The 25,437-nt window shown below is 43.2% G+C and carries 20 protein-coding genes and 1 pseudogene; 12 read left to right on the top strand and 9 right to left on the bottom strand.

The genetic code is table 11. The annotated features are described in order from the left end of the window. Positions 1-329, bottom strand: a pseudogene (locus tag WBM98_RS05390) (Sb-PDE family phosphodiesterase); the annotation flags it as partial. A gap of 98 nt (positions 330-427) precedes the next feature. Here WBM98_RS05390 and WBM98_RS05385 point away from each other — a divergent pair. After that, positions 428-787, top strand: a complete 360-nt coding sequence (locus tag WBM98_RS05385) for a DUF1801 domain-containing protein (protein WP_424365007.1) — start codon at positions 428-430, stop codon at positions 785-787. A 160-nt stretch (positions 788-947) separates the two neighbouring features. Here WBM98_RS05385 and WBM98_RS05380 read toward each other — a convergent pair whose 3' ends face one another. Both WBM98_RS05380 and kdsA read right to left on the bottom strand, forming a co-directional pair. Next, the gene (locus WBM98_RS05380; protein WP_424365006.1) at positions 948-2,915 is read right to left on the bottom strand and encodes a DUF3857 domain-containing protein; all 1,968 of its coding nucleotides are present in this window, start codon (positions 2,913-2,915) and stop codon (positions 948-950) included. Between the two features lie 46 nt (positions 2,916-2,961). Beyond that, positions 2,962-3,783, bottom strand: a complete 822-nt coding sequence (gene kdsA, locus WBM98_RS05375) for a 3-deoxy-8-phosphooctulonate synthase (RefSeq protein WP_424365005.1) — start codon at positions 3,781-3,783, stop codon at positions 2,962-2,964. Between the two features lie 186 nt (positions 3,784-3,969). Here kdsA and WBM98_RS05370 point away from each other — a divergent pair, with 186 nt between their 5' ends. After that, complete coding sequence (locus tag WBM98_RS05370; protein ID WP_424365004.1) at positions 3,970-4,461, top strand: DinB family protein; 492 nt, start codon at positions 3,970-3,972, stop codon at positions 4,459-4,461. 231 nt (positions 4,462-4,692) lie between these two features. Then, positions 4,693-6,492 carry a translational GTPase TypA gene (gene typA, locus WBM98_RS05365; protein ID WP_424365003.1) on the top strand — a complete coding sequence of 600 codons (1,800 nt, stop codon included), beginning with the start codon at positions 4,693-4,695 and terminating at the stop codon, positions 6,490-6,492. 71 nt (positions 6,493-6,563) lie between these two features. Here the strand turns inward: typA and ppgK are convergent, their stop codons facing one another. Both ppgK and WBM98_RS05355 read right to left on the bottom strand, forming a co-directional pair. Next, positions 6,564-7,325 (bottom strand): polyphosphate--glucose phosphotransferase, encoded by a 762-nt coding sequence (gene ppgK, locus WBM98_RS05360; RefSeq protein WP_424365002.1) that lies wholly within the window; start codon positions 7,323-7,325, stop codon positions 6,564-6,566. 251 nt (positions 7,326-7,576) lie between these two features. Next, a complete protein-coding gene (locus WBM98_RS05355; RefSeq protein WP_424365001.1) occupies positions 7,577-7,885 on the bottom strand; it encodes a hypothetical protein in 309 nt (102 codons plus the stop codon). A 640-nt stretch (positions 7,886-8,525) separates the two neighbouring features. Between WBM98_RS05355 and WBM98_RS05350 the strand changes: the two genes are divergently transcribed. The 5 genes from WBM98_RS05350 to WBM98_RS05330 are packed head-to-tail and all read left to right on the top strand — an operon-like array spanning position 8,526 to position 14,040. Continuing rightward, on the top strand, positions 8,526-9,587 hold the full coding sequence (locus WBM98_RS05350; RefSeq protein WP_424365000.1) for a pyridoxal-phosphate dependent enzyme: 1,062 nt from the start codon (positions 8,526-8,528) through the stop codon (positions 9,585-9,587). Between the two features lie 6 nt (positions 9,588-9,593). After that, positions 9,594-10,670: a DUF1611 domain-containing protein gene (locus WBM98_RS05345; RefSeq protein WP_424364999.1), complete on the top strand. Its 1,077-nt coding sequence runs from the start codon at positions 9,594-9,596 to the stop codon at positions 10,668-10,670. Further along, on the top strand, positions 10,667-12,145 hold the full coding sequence (locus WBM98_RS05340; protein WP_424364998.1) for a hypothetical protein: 1,479 nt from the start codon (positions 10,667-10,669) through the stop codon (positions 12,143-12,145). Before WBM98_RS05345 ends, WBM98_RS05340 begins: the two co-directional genes overlap by 4 nt. Before the next feature lie 27 nt (positions 12,146-12,172). Next, positions 12,173-12,976 (top strand): creatininase family protein, encoded by an 804-nt coding sequence (locus WBM98_RS05335; RefSeq protein ID WP_424364996.1) that lies wholly within the window; start codon positions 12,173-12,175, stop codon positions 12,974-12,976. Further along, positions 12,976-14,040 carry a mandelate racemase/muconate lactonizing enzyme family protein gene (locus WBM98_RS05330; RefSeq protein WP_424364994.1) on the top strand — a complete coding sequence of 355 codons (1,065 nt, stop codon included), beginning with the start codon at positions 12,976-12,978 and terminating at the stop codon, positions 14,038-14,040. The genes WBM98_RS05335 and WBM98_RS05330 overlap by 1 nt, the downstream gene beginning before the upstream one ends. Positions 14,041-14,086: 46 nt before the next feature. Here the strand turns inward: WBM98_RS05330 and WBM98_RS05325 are convergent, their stop codons facing one another. Both WBM98_RS05325 and WBM98_RS05320 read right to left on the bottom strand, forming a co-directional pair. After that, the gene (locus tag WBM98_RS05325; protein WP_424364993.1) at positions 14,087-14,509 is read right to left on the bottom strand and encodes a hypothetical protein; all 423 of its coding nucleotides are present in this window, start codon (positions 14,507-14,509) and stop codon (positions 14,087-14,089) included. Between the two features lie 5 nt (positions 14,510-14,514). Next, complete coding sequence (locus WBM98_RS05320; RefSeq protein WP_424364992.1) at positions 14,515-16,020, bottom strand: ComEC/Rec2 family competence protein; 1,506 nt, start codon at positions 16,018-16,020, stop codon at positions 14,515-14,517. A gap of 267 nt (positions 16,021-16,287) precedes the next feature. Between WBM98_RS05320 and WBM98_RS05315 the strand changes: the two genes are divergently transcribed. Beyond that, on the top strand, positions 16,288-17,472 hold the full coding sequence (locus WBM98_RS05315) for an exo-beta-N-acetylmuramidase NamZ family protein (protein ID WP_424364990.1): 1,185 nt from the start codon (positions 16,288-16,290) through the stop codon (positions 17,470-17,472). Positions 17,473-17,553: 81 nt separating this feature from the next. Here WBM98_RS05315 and WBM98_RS05310 read toward each other — a convergent pair whose 3' ends face one another. Further along, positions 17,554-18,237, bottom strand: coding sequence for a cell division ATP-binding protein FtsE (locus tag WBM98_RS05310; protein WP_424364989.1), 684 nt, complete (start codon positions 18,235-18,237; stop codon positions 17,554-17,556). Positions 18,238-18,472: 235 nt separating this feature from the next. Between WBM98_RS05310 and WBM98_RS05305 the strand changes: the two genes are divergently transcribed. From WBM98_RS05305 to WBM98_RS05295, 3 genes are all read left to right on the top strand, one after another. Next, positions 18,473-21,496 carry a tetratricopeptide repeat protein gene (locus tag WBM98_RS05305; RefSeq protein WP_424364988.1) on the top strand — a complete coding sequence of 1,008 codons (3,024 nt, stop codon included), beginning with the start codon at positions 18,473-18,475 and terminating at the stop codon, positions 21,494-21,496. 21 nt (positions 21,497-21,517) lie between these two features. Further along, on the top strand, positions 21,518-23,266 hold the full coding sequence (locus WBM98_RS05300; RefSeq protein ID WP_424364987.1) for a TonB-dependent receptor: 1,749 nt from the start codon (positions 21,518-21,520) through the stop codon (positions 23,264-23,266). A gap of 203 nt (positions 23,267-23,469) precedes the next feature. Further along, a complete protein-coding gene (locus tag WBM98_RS05295) occupies positions 23,470-24,567 on the top strand; it encodes an OmpA family protein (RefSeq protein WP_424364986.1) in 1,098 nt (365 codons plus the stop codon). Between the two features lie 21 nt (positions 24,568-24,588). On the opposite strand, the gene WBM98_RS05290 is transcribed toward WBM98_RS05295, so the two are convergent. Next, complete coding sequence (locus tag WBM98_RS05290) at positions 24,589-25,380, bottom strand: NIPSNAP family protein (RefSeq protein WP_424364985.1); 792 nt, start codon at positions 25,378-25,380, stop codon at positions 24,589-24,591. Positions 25,381-25,437: the final 57 nt, after the last annotated feature.

Below are 25,437 nucleotides of genomic sequence, written 5' to 3'. Positions count from 1 at the left end.
AGCAAATCATGGTCTTTTGCTTCCGCCAAGGCCAACGCATAGGCCCTGTTTCTATCGGGGTGGGGAATATCGTCCTTATGGGGCTGGTATTCCAAATGTTCGGTTAGGGAAATGGCATCCAGATTATCGCGCAACGCCTCTTGTACGCGAATGGTGGGCCAAACATTACCATCGGAAAAAACGGTATGCTGGTGCAAATCGGCCTTTAATGTCACATAACCCGGAATGGTTGGATAGCTTAGTGCTTTGGAGCTTTGATGGGTATGGCTTTGAGCACAAACCATGGAGAGGCTTAAAATCGTAACGGCCAACGTAACTATTCTGATCATAGAAGCATGTTTAAAGTGGAATCTAATGGTACCCAAAAGTACCCGTTCAAATTACTAAAAAGGGTTGGATTTCCTTAAGAAATGATACATTTATTCCTATGAATCCCGCCGAGTCCTATATCATAAACCAACAGGAACCCTTTCGGGCTATCTTATTGCATGTGCAAGTGGTCATAGAAACTACGGTTCCCGAGGTTGATTTAAAATACAAATACCGGATTCCTTTTTATTATATCAAGGGCAGGCCGTTTTGCTATTTAAATCAATCAAAGGATTATGTCGATGTGGGATTTTGGCATGCCAATCATCTAACAGTGCATCTCGATAAAATGACCACTGCTGGGAGAAAGATGATGCGCTCATTGCGTTATAGGACCTTAGAGGAGATCAATGATGGTATTCTTATTGACGTGCTGAAGGATGCCTATTCGGTCAGGGACAAAAAGTTTTGGAAATAGAATCAAGAAGTATGGGGTCGCAGAGGAAATTGTTAGAAAAGAATGCCGCGAGGCTATGACCGGGGCCTGCCTGTTAGGGGAAGGGTTTCCGGTGAACGTATCGTTCCCTTAAGAGCGGAAAACCAAAAGCGGCATTTTCGACGGGATCTTCAAAAAGCCCCTATTCCTTTTTAAGGACCACTAAGGAATTTTTCTGTATATCGGTAACATGCTTGAACAATTGCTTAAGGCCGTCGTAGTTTTCTGGTATAAAATGGGTGGTGTTCAGCTCCAGATCAAAAGAGATCAAGACCTGATTCGCTGTCTGCTGATGGTAGAATTTTAATGAGGCCGATTTTTCCCCCAGATTGATGACCTGATTTTCGGGAAGTTCATAAACCGTATACCCATCGGGGATGTTCAGGTTCATTTGATATCTGTAATTCCTTGGGTAGCCAAAATCAATGGGATAATCACGGTTTTCGGCGGTAAAGGGGTTCTGGTTGAAAAAGCGGATGAAGAATGGATTCACATACACCATACTCCCGTTAATATCAAATTCAGATTCAAACTTGAAGCGTTCCGATACGCTTTGCTCATTGCTTCGTTCTTTGGAAGCCTTATAGTAGGTAATGTTGAATTCCCCGGTAAAGGCATCTTCGATGTTCTCCAAATAGGCCTCTTCCGAACGCGAAGCGATCTCTTTTCGTAAATCGACGGCATTATATCCGAGATTCGTAATGGCCAATGTGCCGTAGGCCTTATCATTTTCAACATCATAGTTCAATTCTCCCCGAACTTGGTACCTGTTATTCTGCCAAGGAACAATATCGAACCAATAACTCTCATTTTTGAAATCCATCACCCTGCCGTAATGATTGAGGGCCCTAAAAGGCAACATACCGAAAGGAATGAATTTATCAGTGGCATCCAAGAGGTAGTCTTTTTCGTCAATCCGAACCTTTGCGATAAAATAATTGAAATCTGACATGATCGGATGCGAAGTTTTTGGCATGGCTTGCTGTCGAGTGGAAGATAACATCAATTTGGCATCGATACCTGCCGCCGATAACAGGTTGATCAATGACATATTTATTTCTGCAACATTGCCAACCTTATTGTCAAAGGCTTCCTTGACCCGGGCCTTTCGAAATATCCCGAATTCTTTGTTCCATGTATAATGGTCCCGGACGAACTCATAGATATTTTTTGCCCTTTCCAATGGGGTACCTTCCGTTAAGAGATTTTCCGGAACATTCTTTTCAAAGAAATTATTTTTTGATAATTGCTTGCCAATATCCTTATCGGTCTTGAATTCCCGATCGACAGTCTTCCATGTTTTGGTGAACTTATCAACCGTACCATCCAAGTGTAGGAGTTCCGATAATTCAAAATCGATTCTTGAAATATAATTCGAAGCGGCCAACATATAATCCTCCGCTGCCTCGAATGCAGGAATGTCTTTCATGATGTACTTTAAAACCTCACAATCTACCTCATTGGCACTACCTCGAACCTCAAAACAGTCTTTCTTGATGGTCGCATCATTGGTGCTCAACTTCAAAGTTCCGATCAAGCTTCGATTATACCGATAATATCCAGGAATTTTAGCGTTGAACTCACTATACACCTTTGGGATCGAGGATTGGAATGCCCATCCATTGAAATTATAGATAAAGGGGGAAGAGAGCTTATAATAATACTCTATGATACTGCCTTTTTGAAGTTTGGGAAACGTAAATACCTTTTCCGTCCATTTTTCGGAAATATCATTTTCGAAGAACTGATCAGGCATTACGTTCAGGGCCGTTGGCCCATTATGAGTAATCGCCCGTATTTCGATGATCTTTTCCGATGCCGATTCATTGTGGTAAAAAGGGATCGAAATCTTACCTTCCCCAAATCCGTTTTCATCAAGTATCTTGATTTTGACATGGTATTCCTTGAAAAGCCGAATGCGGTTATCGACCACTTTGAAATAATTGTCTCCCCGTTCATAAAGTACCACGGCATGAACGGTTGAATCCTTTTCATAAGCCTTATAAGCTTTTTCAGTGGTTGAGAGTTTTCCGAAATTGATCTTATCCTGTCCGATAAGGATTGCAATGTTGCTGAAAAGCAACACGAAGAACACAATACTAAAGCGCATTATACGATGGGTTTGGTGCTTTAAACCTAACTTCTTTTTGCGCTGATTATTGTAGTTGATTCACAGTTTTTCGCAGGGCCACCAAGTTGGTCAATACTTTTTCCAGATGATCCAAATGCAGCATATTGGCCCCATCACTCTTGGCGATCGAGGGATCAAAGTGGGTCTCCATAAAGATGCCGTCAACCCCTGTCGCGATTCCGGCCCGGGCGATGGTTTCGATCATGTCGGGTCGTCCTCCGGTGACTCCCGAAGACTGGTTGGGCTGCTGCAAGGAATGGGTGACATCCAACACCACAGGCGCATACTGCTTCATGGTCGGTATTCCCCTAAAGTCCACGATCATATCCTGATAGCCGAACATGGTGCCCCTATCGGTGATCATGACCTGTTGGTTGCCCGAATCGATTACCTTGGTCACAGCATGCTTCATACTCTCTGGGCTCATGAATTGCCCTTTTTTCAAATTGACGACTTTCCCGGTTTTTGCGGCTGCGACCACCAAATCGGTCTGTCTAACCAAAAAAGCGGGTATCTGTAGCACATCGACATACTCGGCAGCTAGGGTTGCATCGGATATTTCGTGGATATCGGTCACGGTAGGCACCTTAAAAGTTTCCGAGACCTTTCGTAAGATCTTCAAGGCTTTCTCATCCCCAATACCCGTAAAGGAATCCACCCGACTCCGATTGGCTTTTTTAAAACTTCCCTTAAAAACATAGGGAATTTGAAGCTTATCGGTTATAGTGACTATTTTTTCGGCAATACGCATGGCCATTTCCTCACCTTCAATGGCACATGGTCCACAGAGCAAAAAAAAGTTATTCGCAGCTGTATGTTTAAGTTGGGGAATTAGGTCTAATTGCATACCGTTCTTTTTTCAAAGATAAAATTTCTATCGGTTTATAAGGCATTTTACCACCATTGTAACAAGGCAAGTCCCGAAATTGGTATTGTTATAAAAAGATTAACAAAGATTTGTTTTAGGTTTTTTAACTTACCCATGAATACCATGAGCATTCACAGTTTAAACGATACATTAAATATAAACGGTATGGACATCATTGATACGCTTCAAAAAGAATTGAGATCCGAATACGAAACCACAAAAAAGTTTTTGGAACATTACCCCGATACCAAAAACGACTGGAAGCCCCATAAAAAATCGATGGACATGAAAACACTAGCGGTGCATGTTGTCGAAATATTCGCTTGGCCCCAGACGATTATGGATACCGAATTCCTTGATTTTGCTGTTACGCCTTATTCGCAACCCGAAATCAAGACGAAAGCAGAATTGCAACAAAAGCTAGAAAATGACTATAAAAAGGGAGCTGAAACCCTGAAGAATGTAACCTTGGCACAATTGGACGGGACGTGGGATATTCGCCAAGGGGCCATGGTTTTTCAAAAATGGTCAAAATATGGGGCCATACGCCATTCCTTGAATCAAATTACCCACCATCGTGCCCAGTTGGGGGTGTATTACCGTTTAAATGATATTTTCGTACCAGGAAGTTATGGTCCTTCTGCCGACGAGCGGTAAATCGGGCAGCCGTCATTGAACGTTTTCGGGGATAAAGGGCTTGTCCTTTGACCACATTCCCTTTGGACCAAAATCAGCGAAAAGCCTTGAAGTGGGTTTATACGCGACAAGAGCCACAAAAGAAACTCCCTCATAATCAATAAGATAAAAATAACATTACCTTATGCTGCAATGCAAAAAATAGCTGTACCTTTGCGCGCTGAAAATAGCCAGCGCTATTAAATATAAGTTATGTCAACAACAAAGAATATCGCGATTATCGCACACGTAGACCACGGTAAAACGACCTTGGTAGATAAGATCATGCACCATTGCCACCTATTCAGGGACAACCAGAATACGGGCGATCTTATTTTGGATAATAATGACCTTGAACGCGAACGTGGAATCACCATAACTTCAAAAAACGTTTCCGTTAACTATAAAGGTGCCAAGATCAATATAATCGATACTCCGGGTCACGCCGATTTTGGAGGGGAAGTAGAGCGTGTATTGAATATGGCCGATGGGGTGTTGTTGTTGGTAGATGCGTTCGAAGGTCCTATGCCACAAACAAGATTTGTACTGCAAAAAGCGATTAACTTAGGGTTGAAACCTTGTGTGGTCATCAATAAGGTTGATAAGGAAAACTGTACTCCAGAGGAAGTACATGAGAAAGTCTTTGATCTGATGTACGAATTGGGTGCCGAGGAATGGCAATTGGATTTTCCTACGGTTTATGGTTCTGCAAAGAACAATTGGATGAGCGATGATTGGAGGAACGAAACCGATTCCATAGAACCATTATTGGATATGGTCGTAGAGCATATTCCCACATTTGTACCCAAAGAGGGAAATACACAAATGTTGATCACGTCTTTGGACTTCTCATCCTTTACCGGAAGAATTGCCATTGGAAGGTTGCTAAGAGGAAGTTTGAAGGAAGGACAACAGATATCCTTGGTAAAAAGGGATGGGAGCATTGTAAAATCAAAAATAAAAGAACTCTTTACATTCGAAGGAATGGGAAGATTAAAGGTCAAGGAAGTGGTCACCGGTGATATCTGTGCCATCGTGGGGCTGGAAGGTTTTGAAATCGGGGACACGATTGCCGATATCGAAAATCCGGAAGGCTTGAAGACCATCGCCATCGATGAACCAACGATGAGTATGTTGTTTACGATCAATGACAGTCCGTTCTTTGGTAAGGATGGTAAATTCGTTACGTCGAGACACATTAAGGAGCGCTTGGAAAAGGAATTGGAAAAGAACTTGGCTTTACGCCTTGAAGCGACCGATAGTGCCGATAAGTTCATGGTTTTTGGTCGTGGGGTCCTACACCTTTCCGTATTGATCGAGACGATGAGAAGAGAGGGTTACGAATTACAAATAGGACAACCACAGGTTATTATAAGGGAATTTGATGGTGTGAAATGTGAGCCTGTTGAGCAACTGACCATAGATTTGCCTGAGGAAGTATCCGGTAGGGCTGTTGAAATGGTTTCCATACGTAAAGGTGAAATGACCAGTATGGAGGCTAGGGGCAATCGCATGCATTGCGAATTCCTTATTCCTTCACGAGGCATCATAGGGTTACGAAACCAACTATTGACGGCTACTGCAGGTGAGGCCATTATGGCACACCGCTTTTTTGAATACCAACCCATGAAAGGGGATGTACCGCAACGTCAAAATGGTTCTTTGGTTTCCATGGAAAAGGGGAAAGCCATTCCCTATTCCATTGACAAATTACAGGACAGGGGTAAGTTTTTTGTAGATCCAGGTGAGGATATCTATGAAGGTCAGGTTATTGGTGAAAATTCACGTGGAGATGATATGACCATAAATATCACCAAAACAAAGAAACTTTCAAACGTACGATCTTCAGGAGCGGATGACAAGGCAAAGATTGTGCCTGCCATTAAATTTTCCCTGGAAGAAGCCTTGGAATACATTCAAAAAGACGAATATGTTGAGGTTACTCCCAAACACATTCGTTTGAGAAAGATTTATTTGACGGAAGTAGATCGTAAACGGAATAAAATCGCGTAAGGATATAAATACCGTACATAAAAAAAGGCCCTGACGGTAAGTCAGGGCCTTTTTTATTGATTTTTATTGATTTATTCTTTGACAAAATCTTTAGGAGCCTGATGCATCGCGGCAGCCGCAGCCCCTATGATACCGGCTTCATTACGCAGTTCGGCCGGAATGACCGGGGTATCGATCGTGATATAATCCTTGAACTCATCGAAATTTTTAGAGGTACCCCCACCGAGGATGATACAATCCGGGGAAACCAGCAACTCGACCAATCCCAAAAATGTATTAAATCGTTTGCCCCATTTCGCATAGGATAAATTATCCCGCTCCTTGGCAGCAGCCGACGCCCACTCTTCGATTTTTGAATACTTTTTATAGGGAATTTGGCCCATTTCAAAATTGGGGATGAGCTCGCCATCCAAAAATGCCCCACTTCCCAATCCGGTACCGATGGTAATCATGATCACAAGCCCCAATTTACCTTTGCCAATACCATAGTTCATGGTGGCAAATCCTGCGGCATCGGCATCATTGTGCACGGTTACCGGAAGGCCCGTTGCATCGGCGAACAATTCCCGTACATTTACGCCCAACCATTTTTTGTGCAGATTTCCGGGTGATTTACAGATACCATTTTTTATGACGGTAGGAAAACCCACACCAATAGGTCCTTTGTGGTTGAAGAAGGCTACGATTTCTTTGACCACTTGGGCCATTTCCTTCGGTTTTCTAGAGGGTGGGGTTGGTATTCGATGGCGCTCGGTCAACATTTCACCCGTAAGGGAGTCCACCAATGCGCCCTTCATTCCAGAACCTCCAATATCAATACCAAGAACTACCATTTTTATTTTTTTGTTTTCAAGCGCAAAGTAATAAAAAGAATTGGCTAATTATGGGTTGTGCCGCTTGAAATTGAACAGTAATACGCTGTAGTGAACTTCTGATAAAACCAAGAAAGGGGAATCCAAAAAGTCAAAATAATACGTTTGAAGAAACGAAGTAATGTAATTTATAGCTTGATATACAGCAATTTACAGATTACTTCGTTCCTTCTGACGACTATGGTCAATACTTTTTAAATCCCCTTTCCTGGTTATTGTAACATGTTTAAGGCAATGATCGTATTTACCACGATTTCCTCATCCATTTCATCGATTTCGGTTTCGGAGACATAGGTAACGGAGAACATTTTGCCCTTATAGGTATCATCGGATAGGTCAATGCTATCTAAGGCATCTTGGGAAATATGCTCGAATTCAATCGAAAACCCATCGGTATCCGTAAAATAGTAAATACCGTCCTCAACGCCTTCAAAGGTGGCGTTCACTTTTTCCGATTCTTGGATAACTGGGGCGTTAAGCCCTGAAACAAGTAGCAATAACGTAATAAATAGTGTTTTCATAATGCAATGTTTAAATTAAATTATAGGATGAATAAGCTTGTAATGAGATGCAGGGTTAAGGTAGACTTCATTCCAAAATCCTACCTTTAAGTGAAGGTTTACCTTGCCATAAGATTGCCGATACTAGGAATGAACCATTCCAGAACCCAGATTCCGGGGATAGGCTGTTGCCCGCTTTTTTTAAGAAAGACGGAAGACTTTGAATTCCTGTTCCAAATACCTGGGAACAGGCAGGGCGCTATTGATTCCATATGTAGACAAAAGGCAAGATCAGCCTTGCCAAAATGCACCACAAATGAAGTGCATTTTTTTGATACATTGTAGTTTTTTAGCAATATTTTATAACGATATCAGAAGATATAAAAGGCGCAAAGCCAGCAGGTTATAAAAGGGGGGTTAGTCATTTTCGGGGATTTGCCCGAATAGACGGCCCTAGGCCCACAAGCCGTATGCAATCCCCTTGAAATATAGGGCAATATTCTTAGTTTAATTTCAATAAAAAGGAACGTTAAATTTTAAGATGGCAATTCATAAATTCAGTACCTATGCACCCGAATTTGTACCATGGAATGGATTGTTATGAATAAAGGAATAATAATAAAAAAATACATACCTTAAAGGTGTTAATCAAATAGGAACAATGAATCTTAAAGACGGAGTAAAAACCGCTGAAAATAAAGTTTCGGATGAAGCCAACGAATTAAGTGCCTTTGTCAAGGACAAGAACAAATCGCTTGTAGATCGCCTAGAGTCCTATGAAGACATTATAAATTTGGAAGTGGGTGATACCGGTCTTAACCGTGCGAAAACCATGGAACGTGAATTCGGGATTCGACAGTTGTATATAAAATATGAAGGGGATAACCCCACGGGTACCCAAAAAGACCGCATTGCGTTTGCCCAGATTTATGACGCCCTTCGAAGGGAATACGATGTTGTTTCCTTGGCTACCTGTGGCAACTATGGGGTTGCTGTTGCTTTGGCAGCCAACTTGGCAGGCATCGAATGTAAGATATATATTCCCGAATGTTATAGCACCGATCGCATAGTGGAAATGGAAGCCTTAGGTGCACAGATCATAAGGCTGCCAGGAAGTTATGAGGATGTGGTGGTACGGAGTACTGAACTGGCCTTGGAAAACGATTGGTACGATGCCAATCCTGGGGGTTCGAATACCCCATTACAGATATCGGCCTATTCGCAAATTGCCATGGAGATTTATGAGGATTTGGGAGATGCCCCTAAATATTGTGCGGTACCGGTTTCGAACGGGACTTTGATGGCAGGAATTTATCGTGGCTTTGTGAGTTTGTATAAAAGGGGGAAAACCTCCCAAATACCTAAAATGATCGCCGCTTCCTCGACCCGTAAGAACCCCATAGTGCAATCTTTCTTATCGGGATTGGATCATTGTAAGGATTTGAATCCGGAAGCCATAAAAGAAACAAAATATAACGAACCGTTGATCAACTGGCATAGTTTTGACGGGGAGGAGGCCTTATATGCCCTCCGGGAATCCCAAGGAGAGGCTTTTAACATCAGCGATCGTAAAATGAAGGAAATGACCTCTTTATTGGCCAGGAAAGAAGGGTTTAGAATACTTCCGGCCGCAACGGCCGGCTTGATTGCCCTCTTGGAAATGGATGAAAAATTGAACTTTGAACCAGGCCGTTTCGTGGCGGTGTTGACTGCAAAAAATTAAGCGAATATGAAAAAAACAATAGATGGTAAGGCACTGGTATATTGTGAAGGTGCCTTCAATACCCCAAATGGTAAGACAGCCCATGGCCTTGTACGTTTTACGGAGCGCTATGAAGTAGTTGGCGTTTTGGACGCAAAATATGCGGGACAGGACGCCGGTGAAGTCCTGGATGGAAAAGCGAACGGGATTCCCATTTTCGCATCCATTGACGAGGCTGCAAAGGCCCTTTCAAAATCTGGGAACACCCCAAAAACGCTGGTAATCGGGCTTGCTCCAGACGGAGGTCGTCTGCCGTCAGAGGCTAAGGGCACTATTAAAAAAGCACTTCGGAAAGGATGGAATGTTGATAGTGGGTTACATGATTTTCTGACCAATGACCCCGAGATGGTAAAATTGGGCCACGAAAATGGCGGTCGCATCCGCGATGTCCGCAAGACACCCGATCGTGATACGCTCCATTTCTTTACAGGGGATATTGAAAAGGTTGATTGTTTAAAGCTAGCCATTTTGGGTACCGATTCCGCCCTCGGAAAGCGCACCACGGCTTGGATTATTGTCCATGCCTTTCGCAAGGCAGGTCTAAAGGCTGAAATGATCGGGACAGGGCAGACCGCATGGATGCAAGGTGCCAAATATAGCATGGTCATGGATAGTTGTATCAACGATTTTGTATCTGGTGAAATAGAGTATGCCGTGGTGAGTGCGTTCGAAAATGAAGACCCTGATGTGATCGTCATTGAAGGGCAGGGGAGTCTTATGAATCCGGCCTATCCTGGGGGATTCGAGATTTTGGCAGCTGGGCGACCCGATTTTGTGATCATGCAGCATGCTCCTAAGCGTATCGAATATGATGGTTTCCCGGGGTACAAACTCCATTCCCTAAAGGAACAGATCAATGCGGTGGAAGTGATTTCCGGTAAAAAGGTAATCGCCATTACTGTGAACCATGATTTGATGGAAAGCGATGAAGAAATATTGGAAGCTTGTAAGAACATCACCTTGGAGACTAAATTGCCCGCCTATGATGTGCTGCGTTTTGGGGCAGATCAGCTGGTTTCCATTTTAAAGGAACAATTAAAATGACATCGATTCGATCTTTGGTTGTTTTTGAAAAACTATCGGTACACAAGATCAGCATAGAACCCAAAAGGGTCAAAGCAGTCTATACGGTTTCAAAACGGGATGGTACCAGCGTTACGAACGAATTGATCTATTCGTATGATGCTCCCTATTTTGATAAAAAGAATCCAGAGGATGTGAATTTGGCCTCCATGATGATGGCCCAGGTGGCGCTGAATTATGGACTCTTTTTCGAAACCATTGAATTCGATGGCTTCTATGACGATACCGACAAAAGTTTCCTAAGGGATATGATGGAGAATACCTCCAGGGAAATCCTGGTGAACAAATTCTTACATAAAAATGAATTTCTAAGACCTCCTTTCGATGCGATAAAACCTGAAAAAATGGAGCGTTATACCGCTGCCAAAATCGTATTCACCAATTCGGATTTTGCCCAGCTGAAACTCGAAAGGAAATCAGGCGAAACCGAGTTGAATTCCTATGCGATCTTGAGTAGCGGTGGTAAGGACAGTCTTTTGACCTACGGTATAATCAAGGAAATAGGGGAGGCCCATCCTATATTCATAAATGAAGCTGGCCGGCATTGGTTTACCGCGATCAACTCGCACAAATATTATAAGGCCACCGAACCGAATACCGCAAAGCCTTGGTGTAATAGTGATCGCATCTTCAACTGGATGGTGAAGCAGATGCCTTTTATAAAAGAGAACTTTCAGAACATCAGGGCCGATATATATCCCATTCGACTTTGGACGGTAGCCGTTTTCCTTTTTGGAACCTTGCCCATCGTTCGTAAACGCCATATCGGCAATGTACTTATCGGCAATGAGTATGATACCACGGTAAAGGGCAACCATGAGGGTATTACACACTATAATGCGATATACGACCAAAGTAAATATTTTGACAATGCATTGACCCGATACTATAAAAAGAAAGGCTGGAACATATACCAATATTCCATTTTGCGAAGTCTTTCCGAATTGCTGATTTTGAAGGTTCTGGTAAAACGTTATCCCGAATTACAGGCCCAACAAGTATCTTGCCATGCCGCGCATGAAGAAAACGGAAGAATGTTGCCCTGTGGCAATTGTGAAAAATGCCGACGTATCATAGGAATGCTGAAAGTGTTGGACGAAGACCCTAAACGATGCGGGTATACCGAAGCGCAGATTGAAAAAGGGTTAAAGGCGCTATCGGCCCGAAGTGTCAAACAAATCGGAAGCGATGCCTCACATTTGTACTACCTGTTAGTTGGGAAAGGGTTGATCGAGAAGAACGAGCATAGCCTAAGAATGGCCAAGCCCCATCCTGAAATCTTAAAACTGCGCTTCGATAATGAACGAAGTGTGATGGACGACCTGCCCCACCATATTCGAAAACCCCTCTTCGAAATTTTGGCAAAACATGCTGATGGGGCCGTGCAGTGGCATGACCGAAAATGGCATACCTTCACACTTAAATTCGATGAATAAAAATCATATTATTTAGTATATAAAACGATGAAGACACAACATAAAAAAAAGTCGGGATTTCTATGGGAAGAATTTACCTGGCCAGAAATCGAAGCCTATTTAAAAACCGTTGATACGGTTATCCTTCCTTGTGGGGCCATTGAACAACACGGACCTCATTTACCGGTTGATGTGGATTATTATGATGCCAAATATATGGCATACAAAGTGGCCGAGGCCTGTCAGGACCCAAAACCATTGGTATTGCCCACTATTCCTTTCGGTGTTTCTTTTCATCATGATGATTTCAAAGGTACCTTAAGTGTTTCCAATGACGCATTATCCAAATTTGTTTATGATCTGGGAATGAGCTTGGCAAAAAATGGGGTCAAGAAAATCATCATCCTTAATGGGCACGGTGATAATGCACCCACCTTGAGTTATGCAGCCCAAATGATAACACGGGACACCAATATTTTCGTTTGCGTCGATACGGGGGAAACCAGTGATTCGGTCCTTAATAAACTTATCGATACGCCGAACGATATACATGCCGGGGAAATCGAGACCAGTACTACCTTGGCCATTCGTCCAGATAGCGTTCAAATGGACAAGGCCGTCAACGAAACCATGGAATTTGGCAGTACGTATTTGGATTTTGACAATGATTTAAGCGTAAACTGGTATGTACATACCCATAAAATATCGGAAAGTGGGGTCATGGGCGATGCGACAAAGGCTACGGCGGAAAAAGGCGAGAAAATGTGGGAATTGATGATCCACCATATGGTACGCTTTGTAGAATCTATAAAGAATACCCCCTTGAAAGATCTATATCAAAAACGATATTGATGCGCATTACCCATATTTCCTTTGAGCGTTTGGACTTAAAATTGTCAGTGCCCTATACGATTGCTTACGAGACCATTTCAAAAACCACCAACTTTATTTTGAAATTGGAAACCGATGGCAAGTTAGTGGGTTATGGTTGTGCTGCCCCTGACCAGGTTGTGACAGGTGAGCATCCTGATGATGTGGCGAAGGCCATAGATGCCCTGATTATACCCTATTTGATCGGTAAGGATCCTTTTACGTATGCCTTGGTTTTGATGGAGTTGAAATTGCTGTTGGGAAAACGATCGTCCGCATTGGCCATGGTCGATATGGCTTTGTTTGATTTGGTGTCCAAAAAGGCCCAGGTTCCTTTGTATAAATTCTTGGGAGGATTCAGGAGTAGTATTGCGACCAGTATCACCATTGGTATATTAAGTGTGGAGGATACCTTGAAACATGCCCAGGAATATGTACAACAGGGTTTTTCGATACTAAAGGTCAAAGGGGGGGGTAACCTGGAGGATGACGTGGAAAAAATGATCAAGCTTCATGAGCGATTCCCTGAAGTTACATGGCGTTTTGATGGCAATCAAGGGTATTCCGTAAAGCAGTCCATTGCCTTTGTAAATGCCACGAGCGCTTTGGGCATTGAAATATTCGAACAACCCACAAAAATTGAGGCTGAAGAACGTTTGGGCTTGGTTACGGACCAGGTCGCCATTCCCGTAATGGCGGACGAAAGCTTGAAAACCCTGACCGATGCCTTTCGTTTGGCACAGAATGAACGGGTTGATATGGTGAATATCAAACTTCAAAAAGTAGGGGGTATTATGGTGGGCATGCACATCAATTCGGTTGCCAAAGCAGCTCATTTGGAAGCCATGGTGGGCTGTATCGATGAATGTGGCTTGGGTATTGCGGCGGGGTTGCATTTCGCCTTGTCCCGACAGAATGTCCAGTATGCCGATCTTGATGGCCATCTAGAACTGGTGGCAGACCCCTATAAAGATATTTTTGAGCTTAAGAAGGGTATATTGTATCCTTCGGAAAAATATGGGTTGGGCTATTCCGAAGCGGGATGATTTTTCTAAGCGTAGGGTGAGGTTTGTAAAACCTTAAAAAAGGAAATCATTCACTGGGTTGCACGTAATAATCAATGGAATTCAAAGAATGGTCTGCCTCGATAAATTCAAGAATCCTGTCCATATTCTTGCCAAACCACGTCAAGGTATTGAGCTGTTTGTTTTTACCGATAACGCTTGATATGGTTTCATCCCGATTGCCAAACCTATAGCCTCCTTTTTGTATCCAAAGCATATTCAATAGATGCTGCATCACCACATTGCCCAATTGATCGATTGATATGGCAATCTGTAATAGGTATTCACCGAGGCCCGAAAACCCCTTAGCGAATAGGTTATGGAATAACCCATATACAAAACCCAAAGGGGTGGTCAGCACCACAAGGACTATGGAAATAACGAATAATAAAAGTCCGATAAACGGACTTACTTTTTGATTGGGGGCGGAGGCTTTTTTTTCTTGTATCATACTACTTAAGGAACGTACTTAAAGCGCCCGTTATTGTTTTTTTCCAATTTATAGATGTCCCAAACCTTGCTACCGCCCCCCTTTTCCAATTTTTGGGCAATGATGCAGCGTTCCCCATCAGTGCGAAGATTTATAGATCCATAGACGGTGACATTGCGTTCCTTAAGTTTATCGTTCTTTTCCTGAATTTGGTCAATGAGTTTCAATTTTTTTGTAGGGGATGTGGTTGTTGCCAAACGTATTTCCAGTTCTTTGATCTCCTTGAGCACTTTATTTTCATTTTCACGGTGCGAACGCGCCAGTTCAGTACTGAATATCAGAGGCCTTTCGCCCCGCCCATTTACGCCAATGGCCCCTAAGGTATCTGGTCTGGGGTGGGAATGTTGTTCTTCGTCCCCACTCGAAATTACGGTGGCCACTGAATTCAGGCATTTTAAGAACAGACTGGTGAAATCGGCACTACCATGATGACAGGCTTTGGAGACGTCAGCCTCGAATATCTTGCGTGCATTTTCTATAAATTCATTTTCTTCGGTACCGGAATTGAAATCCAACGTTTGCCCGGTATGCTTTTTCAGTAGGAATTCCTCGGCCTTGATATTCAAGTCCCCCCCTAGAAGAATGTTGATATCCTTATAGTTCAGTTTAAAGACGATCGAATGACCGTTTTTAGTCTTGCCTTTACCACCTAGGGAGCGCAGTGCCTGCTTACCGTTTATGGTTTCGATGATCGGGCCTAGAATCTGTATGTTCAGTGGCTTGTGAACTTCAAAACCTTCAAGGTATTGGTCGGCTTCACTGACCATTTTTATATCCCCGATGATCTTGTTGTTATCGAGCATACGTTTTAGAAGTTTGGCATAATCTTTATCCCACTGCGCATTGCCTGAGGGATGTTTCCAATGGGGCTCATGGGCCAGATAATCGGTTACCTTTTGTTTGCTGTCGAAAAGTTCGGTGTAATAGGTTCGGTCGGTTTTAATGGAATCCCCAAAATAGGAGGGTTTTATATTTTCTTGATATTCAAGAAGGCCGTTGTGTACGAAGTCCTTGAAAAACACATTCGGTTCACCCGCCAAATAATGATACCCCCCGTAATGGTCTTGGTCCGGATGACTGGCTATCGCATATTTAAAGGTCCATTCGGTTTTGAATTCACTATACCTCCATTTTAAGTAACGCCACATATTGTCCCCAAAACCTGCATCGACGATGATATGTTCATCATCAGGGGTAACGATCAGGGCGCCGTCGCCTTGCCCCACATCCAAAAAGACAATTTCCAACACGCGTTCGTCGAGAAGGGCATCTTTATGCATCCAACCGTTTTCCCCTCTGACCCGTACAAGTATATAGTCCCCATCGGTTTTTTTTGGTTTCAGAATACCGACCCAATCGCCAAAGATGATCTGATGTATTTTCTTATCGCCTTTACTACCGTTATCATCTTTATAGAGGTGTGCGAAAGGATAGTTGGCATATTTAAATCCTGTATATTCCAATTGGGGCATAACTATGTAGTTTACTTAAAGTTATTGAATGTGAAGGTGGGTAAGGTGATTTTTTGTGGGAATTCATAGGTTTTCTGTAGGAATGGTTCATTTTTGGTCCTTTTCGGACCGTTTATGGTTGTCAGAGCGGCGAAAAAGGGTGTGTATGTTCGCTTGAAAACACCCACTTGAATCCATAATATTCGTAGTTTTAATGCAGGAACCGGTACAGACACCCGAACTGATTTATCTTGGGAAGGAGTCTTGTTCGAAACCAATGTATATACGATGAAGATAGCTACCGGATTGGAGGTGTTGATGAACGATTCACAGCTTCAGAAAGAATTCAAGGGGAATGTGGCCTTGCTATGTCATAATGCTTCCATCGATGCCCATTATGGGCATGCCGCCCTAAGGTTCAAAACACTTTTCGGCACAAGGTTCGTGAAGCTTTTTGGTCCACAGCACGGGTTTTCTACCGATGCACAGGACAATATGATCGAAACGGCGCATGTTGAGCATCCTTTTTTCAAGATTCCGGTGTATTCCCTCTATTCGGAAACCCGGGTACCTACGGATGCCATGCTTGACGGGATCGATCATTTTTTTGTAGACCTTCAGGATGTTGGGTGTCGTATGTATACCTACATATACACACTGACCCTATTATTGGAAAAGTGTATGGATAAGGATATCGAGGTTATCGTGCTCGATCGTCCAAATCCATTGAACGGGACTACTTTGGAAGGCAATGTTTTAGATCCCAAGTATGCCTCTTTCATCGGTCGTCATCCTATTCCGGTACGCCATGGGATGACCTTGGGAGAATTAGGCAACATGCATCAGCGGTTTTGGGCAGGAAAAAGCATAAAGTACAGGGTAATAAAAATGCGGCATTGGGACCGTTCCATGTTTTTTGAGGACACGAAATTACCCTGGTTGTTGCCTTCGCCAAATCTGGCCAGGTTCGAAAGTGCCTTGACTTTTCCCACAACGGTGTTGTTCGAAGGAACCCAGTTAAGCGAGGGTAGGGGAACGACACAATCCTTGGAAATTGTCGGTCATCCGAAAATAGAGCCCTATGCGCTCTATGAGGGGCATTTGAAACGAGCTTTGGAAAAGACGGGCTTAGAAGGGGTGGCCCTTCGACCCATCACTTTTTTACCCACATTTCAGAAACACCGGGACCAGGTCTGCGGAGGATTTCAAATTCATGTTACCGACAAGAAGAAATTTGAGCCTTGGCGTGTTGGGCAATGGCTTATGCGGGAGTTGTTCTATCTTATGGAAGGGGATTTTAAGTGGTTGCAACCACCCTACGAATATGATTATGTGAACCTGCCCATCGATATCATCAACGGAACAGATCGATTAAGGCATTGGGTGGAACAAAATGAAAGTATGGAAATGCTTGAATCTTTTGAGGATTTTGAAGCATATCGGCATAGGTTCGAAAGTATAAAGTTATACTAGCACCAACCCAGATGGAACATACATTCGAAGGTAGGTGATTCGTATGGTAAGCGCCCATGTAGACATGCTAAACAAGCGGGTTTATACCGCTTTTTGAACAACCTCGAACACTTTGCTGCCGTCGCATTTCAAGGTCTTGGATGGGTATTTTAAGATCAATGCATAATCATGGGTGGCCATAAGGATGGTCCTGCCTGATTTATTGATTTCCTGAAGTACTTTCATGACCTCGACGCTGGTCTGTGGATCCAGGTTTCCCGTAGGCTCATCGGCCAAAATGAGTTCAGGGTCATTCAGAAGGGCGCGGGCTATGGCAATTCGCTGTTGCTCCCCCCCAGAAAGTTCATGCGGAAATTTAAAGCCCTTGGTCTTCATGCCCACTTTGGTGAGCACGTCAACAATTTGAGTGTTCATTTCAGCCGGGTCTTTCCATCCTGTGGCCTTAAGTACAAATAAGAGGTTATTGTTGATGTTGCGGTCGGGCAATAGTTTAAAATCCTGAAAGACAATCCCCAACTTACGCCGTAGGTACGGGATGTCTTTTTCCTTAAGGGTTTTAAGGTCGAACCCCACGATATTGCCTTCGCCTTGTTGTAAGGGCAAATCCCCATAAAGGGTTTTCATAAAGCTGCTCTTACCACTGCCGGTCTTGCCGATCAAGTAGACGAACTCTCCCTTTTTTATGTCCAGACTCACTTCATTCAACACCAAGCTTTCCTTTTGGAAAACCGCGACATCCTTCAATTCTAAAATAGATTCTGACATATTCTTAATGTTGATATAAAAGTAATAAGTTCTACATGAAATCAAAGGCAGCCCACCTAAAATATTTTACTTTGTTCTCGTTACATTTTTATGTTGCGAATATACTTAGGTACAATATTTGCCGTTATTGTTTTTAACTACGAAAGTAGCCCTTTATACGAATGCCGCTCCGGCGGGATTTCTTGAAGGCGATTTTAAATACGAGTACGGAATTTTTAAAAATAGTTAGAACACTATGCTGAAAAGAATAACCGTTTTTATTCCTATTTTCACAGGAATGCTTTGGTTGGGAACGGCCCAGGAAACCAAAATCTATACCCACGATCAGAAAGATTACCAAGATGCCTTGGCATTGTTCAATAATGAGCAATACCAAGCTGCGCAGACTATTTTCGAAAAGGTCAAATTGGCGACCAAGGACGATGAGACTGCGGCCAATAGTGCCTATTATTCGGCCAATGCCGCGGTGCGTTTAAACCAATTGGGAGCTGATCGCCTTATGGAGGATTTTGTGGAAAATCACCCAACATCCACCAAACGTAACGCTGCCTATTCCGATGTGGCCGATTATTACTTTGAAACAGGAAAATATCCCTATGCCTTGAAATGGTATAATAAGGTGGATCAAAGTGCCATGTCATCTAAGGAGATGGACAAGTTTAATTTCAACTATGGCTATTCGCTGTTTTCCTCCGGAAAGGGCAAAGAGGCCGAAAGCTATCTGGGCAAGGTGGTCAATTCGCCGGTTTATGGCTCCCAAGCGAAGTATTATCTAGGGTACATTGCCTATCAACAAGACGACTATGAGGGGGCCAATGAACGCTTTGACCAGATTACGGACCCCGAATTGTTGGATGAAAAACTGTCGTACTACCAAGCGGACATGAATTTTAAACTTGGGAAGTTCGAGGAAGCGATAGCGGTGGCCAAAAAGCAATTGCCTAAATCAGATAGAAATGAGGTTTCCGAATTGAACAAGATCATCGGGGAGAGCTATTTCAATCTTGGCCAATATGCGAACGCCATACCGTATTTAGAGGCCTATAAAGGTAAAAAGGGCAAATGGAGCAATACGGATTATTACCTTTTGGGGTATTGTTTTTATAAGCAGGGTGATTTTGCCAATGCCATTCAACAATTCAATAAGATCATCGGGGGTACGAACAGCGTTTCCCAGAATGCCTATTACCATTTGGCCGAATGTTATCTGAATTTAGATAAGAAACAAGAAGCTTTGAATGCCTTTCGAAATGCTTCCCAAATGGATTTCTCGCCAGACATCCAAAAAGATGCCTATCTGAACTATGCCCGATTGAGCTATGAGATAGGGAATGCGTATGAACCCGTTCCCCAAGTTATTTCGAGTTATTTGGAAAAATACCCCAATGATGGCCATGCCCAGGAAATGCAGGGTTTGTTGGTAGATTCGTATATCACATCAAAGAATTTTGAGGGAGCCATGACATTGCTCGAAAAGAACCGAAACTATGCCAGTAAGGCCACGTATCAAAAAGTGGCCTTTTACCGGGGGGTAGAATTGTTTATCGATAGTGATTATGCAGGTGCCCATGAAAACTTCACCAAATCCTTATCCAATGCCGAAGATGCACTCTTTAAGGCCAGGGCAAGTTATTGGAATGCTGAGGCCTTATATATGTTGAACCGTTTCGAGGAGGCCTTGGCCAATTATATCGATTTCAAAAAGAATTCAAGTGCGAGGGGCACTGCCGAATATAATGATGTGGATTACAATTTGGGGTATGCCTATTTCAAGGTTAGGGACTATGGCAATGCCATCAGCAATTTTGATGGTTTCACCAAATCAGGGACCTCGGATCAAGATAAATTGAATGATGCCTATCTGCGATTGGGCGATAGTTATTTCGTGACCAGCAAGTATTGGCCTGCCATAGAAACCTATAACAAGGCGCTGGCATTATCTGGCCCAGAAAAGGATTATGCGGCCTTTCAAAAAGCATTGAGCTATGGGTTTATTGACAAAAGTGATTCGAAGATCGAGGAGTTGGATAAATTCGTCGCTAGATACCCAGAATCAACGTTAAAGGATGATGCCCTTTTTGAATTGGGTAATTCCTACATCACGGCCGGTCAGGAAAACAAGGGCTTGATGACTTATGACCGGCTTATAGAAGGCTACAGGGGAAGTTCTTTGGTGCCCCAGGCCATGCTCCGTCAGGGATTGGTACATTACAATGCGAATAGAAATGAAAAGGCCTTGGAAAAATTCAAGACCGTGGTCAGGGATTTCCCGAATACCCAGGAAGCCATTCAAGCTGTGGCAACGGCAAAATTGGTCTATGTTGATTTGGGTCGTGTGAATGAATATGCAGCATGGGTGCGTGATCTCGATTTTGTTGAAGTCACCGATACGGAACTCGACAATGCCAGTTTTGAATCTGCCGACAAGCAGAGTATGGAAGGAAATACCAATGCCGCCATTAAGGGCTATGAAAGTTATTTAAAACAATTCCCTAATGGATTGCATGCGGTTAAGGCCAATTTTAATTTAGCACAGTTGTATTTTGCCAAGAGCCAGAAAGATAAGGCATTGCCCTATTTTAAATATGTGGCCGATCTTGGTGCAAGTGAATATGCAGAACAGGCATTGACGCGGGTGTGTGAGATCTATATCGGAAATAACGATTATACGACGGCCCTGCCCTATCTGGAACGATTGGAGGAACAGGCCGATATACAACAGAACAGGACATTCGCCCAATCCAATTTAATGAAGGGTTATTACGAACAGGGAAATTACGGGCAGACCATAGCCTATGCCGAAAAAGTGCTGGCGACGCCCACTATAGATAATCGTATAAAAAGTGATGCCCAAATAATGATCGCCCGTTCGGCCATTCAGACCAATGATATGAATCGGGCAGAAACCGCCTATGCGGAAGTATTGAAGATCGCCAGTGGTGAAACCGCGGCAGAAGCCCTCTATTACGATGCGTATTTCAAAAACCAGGCTGGGCAAAATGAGGCATCGAATACATCGGTACAAAAATTGGCCAAGGATTATTCCAGTTATAAGCAATGGGGTGGTAAAGGGTTGATACTTATGGCCAAGAACTTTTATGTCTTGGGCGATGCGTATCAAGCGACCTATATCCTCGAAAGTGTCAGTACCAACTTCAGCCAATACCCAGAGCTCGTTGCCGAGGCGAAAGGCGAATTGGCCATCATCAAGGCCAAGGAGGCCCAACGTAATTCATCTGTTAATCCTGACGGAAATTAATATCCCGATAAAGAACACATTATGTCAAAGCATATATACCTTCTAGTTGTCATTTTCGGATTTTCACAACTAGTACTGGCCCAAGATGAGAAAGATGATATCGGAACCGAAACGGTAACCGTGACAAAAGCTTATTCGCCAACCATTTCCGATGCCTTTAAAATCAAGTCGATGCCCAACCTGAATGATTCCATCGTCCTTCAGAAAAAGAAGATCGAATACAGTATTTTCTCGGTACCGGTAGCTTCGACCTTTACCCCGGCCAAGGGGAAGGCTTCCACCGTTAAAAAGTTGCCGCCGCCGGCATTGTACAACTCCTATGCTACGGCTGGCTTGGGAAACCCTGGCAATGCCATGGCCAAGTTTTATACGAGTAGGGCGATCAATAGGGACGAACGCTTGGATTTGGGTCTTAACCATAACTCTTCAAGAGCGGATATCGATGGGGTTGATTTGGAAAGCAAATATGCCAATACCACGGTTGACGCCTCGTACTCCAAAAGGGACAGGGATATGAATTGGGGCGCCGATATTGGCTTACAGCATCAATTGTACAATTGGTACGGCCTGCCTGAAGGCGCTTATGACCTAGCAACAATAAATACCATCGATGAGCGCCAGAATTATTTTATGGGCGAGATAGGGGCCCATATCAATGTAGAGGAAGCCTACTTTAAAAATGCCAACCTCACCTATAGACGATTTTGGGATGCCGTCGAATCAGGCGAAAATAGGGCGATTTTCAAGACAGGATTCGAATTTCCCTTGGAAGAGGAATTCTTCGGAATCAATATCCATATGGATTATGTCGGAGGTAGTTTTGCCAATGCCGATGTGAATAGTCCCACCAATGACGGGGGTATCGACTATAGCAATTTTCAGGTCGGGATCAACCCCACATTGCGCATGCTTAGGGATGACCTCACCCTTGATTTGGGCGTGAACATTGTGTATGGGATGGACATGGAGAACAGTGAAAATAATTTTTACATCTATCCTGCCGTGGCAGCATCCTATCGGTTGATGGATGAAACGGTCATTGCCTATGGCGGGATCAAAGGGGAGTTACGGCAAAATTCGTACTATGGCTTTGTTGCCGAGAATCCTTACGTCTCCCCAACATTGGATATACTGCCCACCGATGCCCAATATGATGCCTATATAGGTTTTAAAGGTCAATTATTGCCTAATTTAAGCTACAATATCAAAGGGTCGTATACCGCGGAAAATCGAAGGCCTTTGTTCAACCTTAACCCCCAGAATGATTTCAGGAATGATGAAAAAGGGTATTATTATGGCAACTCCTTTGAGGTGTTCTACGATGATATAAAAACATTGGGATTGTTTGGGGAATTGAATGTGGATATAAATCGCAATTTTACCTTGGGCGTGAATGCCGAGGTCTATGATTATGATACCGAAACAAATAACCCCGCTTGGAACTTGCCCAACCTGAGAGGATCTCTTTTCATGGATTACCAAATCGATGAACAATGGTATATGGGGGTGAATCTATTTTATATCGGGGAGCGTGAGGATTTTTCAAACACCGTTGTTCAAACGCCGACCCCTGGGCTAACTGACGCTACCTTGATCACCTTGGACAGCTATTTTGATGCCAATGCCCATGTAGGCTATCGGGTTAACGACCAATTGTCCATTTTCCTGAAAGGGGCGAATCTGTCCAATAATAGCTATCAAAAATGGGCTAATTTTCCCGTTCAGGGCTTTCAGTTGCTGGGTGGGGCTACCTATAAATTTGATTTTTAACGACAAAGCGGTTTGGGATGGTCGTATGGGCATCTAGGGTGGCTTCGAGAACCACGCAATCATGATGGGTTTGGTTTTGAGGAGGGCGATGGGTACTTACGTCAGTCCTTGCACATGAAAATACCCCATAAATCACTACATTAGAGAGGTCAAAAGCATCATGCATCGTCTTGAATTCCCTCCAAAAACATATCCATTTGATAATGTGCCTAATAGGCGTTTCCACAGTGTGGTCACAGAATCTCATCAGAAATCCGAGCTTTGAGGCCTTCGTCCACTGTCCCGAACAATTGGGCAATTTTAGCGAGGATGTAGAAAGTTGGTCGACCCCAACAAAGGGTTCAACCGATTATTTCAATGGGTGTAGCACTGCGATGGGTACCCCCGAAAATTTCAATGGGTCACAACCCGCGGATTTCGGGGTGGGCTATGCGGGGCTGTATCTATATGCCCCTGACGATTATCGGGAATACATTCAGACCGCATTGTCACAGCCTTTGGTAAAAGGGAAAAAGTATAGCATTTCATTTTATGTAAGCCTAGCGGAACGTTCCGATTTTGCAATTAAGGAATTCGGGCTCCTTTTTGCAAGCAACGAATTGGATTTTTCCATTCGCAAGGAACTTTCAAAAATGCATTTGTACAAAGCCACCGATAATGAATATCATTATATGGAAATAGGCTATCCAAATTTTATTAAGGATACCAAGGATTGGATTTTGATCCAGTCACAATTTGTGGCCAAGGGTACAGAGCGGTTTTTTATTTTCGGCAATTTTAAGAATAATAAGCGTACCAGATTGTTCAAGACCAAACGCAATGCCAAGCAAGGGGCGTATTACTATATCGATATGGTGTTATTGGAATCTGCCGAACCCACTGATTTTGCTGAAAAACCGCGTAGTATCGACTCTGCTTTGGAGGAAGGGAATATGGTATTGGATAAAAACCATGTTTTCAAGAGCGTGTTTTTTGAATTTGATCGTTCTGATATCCTGGCGGAGGCCAAAGCGGAAATACAGCATGTGTATCGCGTTTTAAAGAAAGATTCAACCCTCACCATCGAAATAAAGGGCCATACCGATTCCGTTGGTGCCGATGATTACAATCTGGCCTTGTCAAAATCACGGGCAAAGGCCGTTGCTGATTATTTAACGGTATTGGGCCTTCCAAAAAAACGTATTTTATGGGAGGGCCATGGCGGTTCCCAACCTATTACCAGCAATGCCTCCGAAGACGGTAGAAAACAGAATAGAAGGGTTGAATTCGTGATTTCAAAAACCATAACAAAGTCCAACTAGTAAGCAATGCGATCAAAGTCGTTAATAATCCGAATACGCCGTTGGATACAGGAAGTATTGGTCAATGTGTGATACATTGTTTTGGTATTTGGGCATTGATGAGAGTGCCTTCCATTCGGGGGCATCCCCGAATGCCTTCCAATGTGCATCCCTACTTTTCTTGTTGGCGAAAGTGGTCATGTACATTAAATTGGGCATTTTGTCCCCAGCAATGACTTCGGCATAAAAAACGGCATTGAATCCCAAGGCATCAAAAAGTGCGACTTCGCCCCCGGCATTGAACATGTCCACTTTATTATTGAATATGGCTTCAGTGGGAGACTCATAACTTCTCAATTCATAGATGCGTTCTTCTCTCGGACCTGTCACTTTGCAAGGGTGCAGTTTCGGCATATCCTCAAAGGCCGTCATAAATACCGTATTCAAACGTTGATAAGGAGGTTGGTCATACGACGCTTGTATATAGTCTTTACCCGCCTGGTTATAAGTTTTATCATTTGCCAACCTAATATCAATACTTTGAAATTCATCAAGCGTGGAAAAGGGAATCAAAACAAAAATCATATTGGATAGCCTATACGCATCAGGATGTATTTTAAATACGCCCACATGATCAATTCCTATTCGCTTAAGGGCTGGTAAATAAGCGTCTTTTAGGTACGAATCCATAAGGGCCTCTTGGCTTGCATTTGCCAGGGTGTACGTTTTCAATTGATAATACTCCCGTGGTTGATTTTGCGCTTGGATCACTGTAAGGGCGCCAATTAGGAATAAGATAAAAGAGAGTGTCTTGAAGAAAGGACGTTTTTTCATTTTTAGGGTAATAGGTTGCTCCTTCAAACTTACTCAAGTTTAACAATAATTCCTATT

The sequence above is a fragment of the Maribacter sp. genome (genome assembly GCF_049667165.1).
Taxonomy (GTDB): domain Bacteria; phylum Bacteroidota; class Bacteroidia; order Flavobacteriales; family Flavobacteriaceae; genus Maribacter_A.
This window is presented reverse-complemented; position numbering and strand designations above follow the sequence as displayed.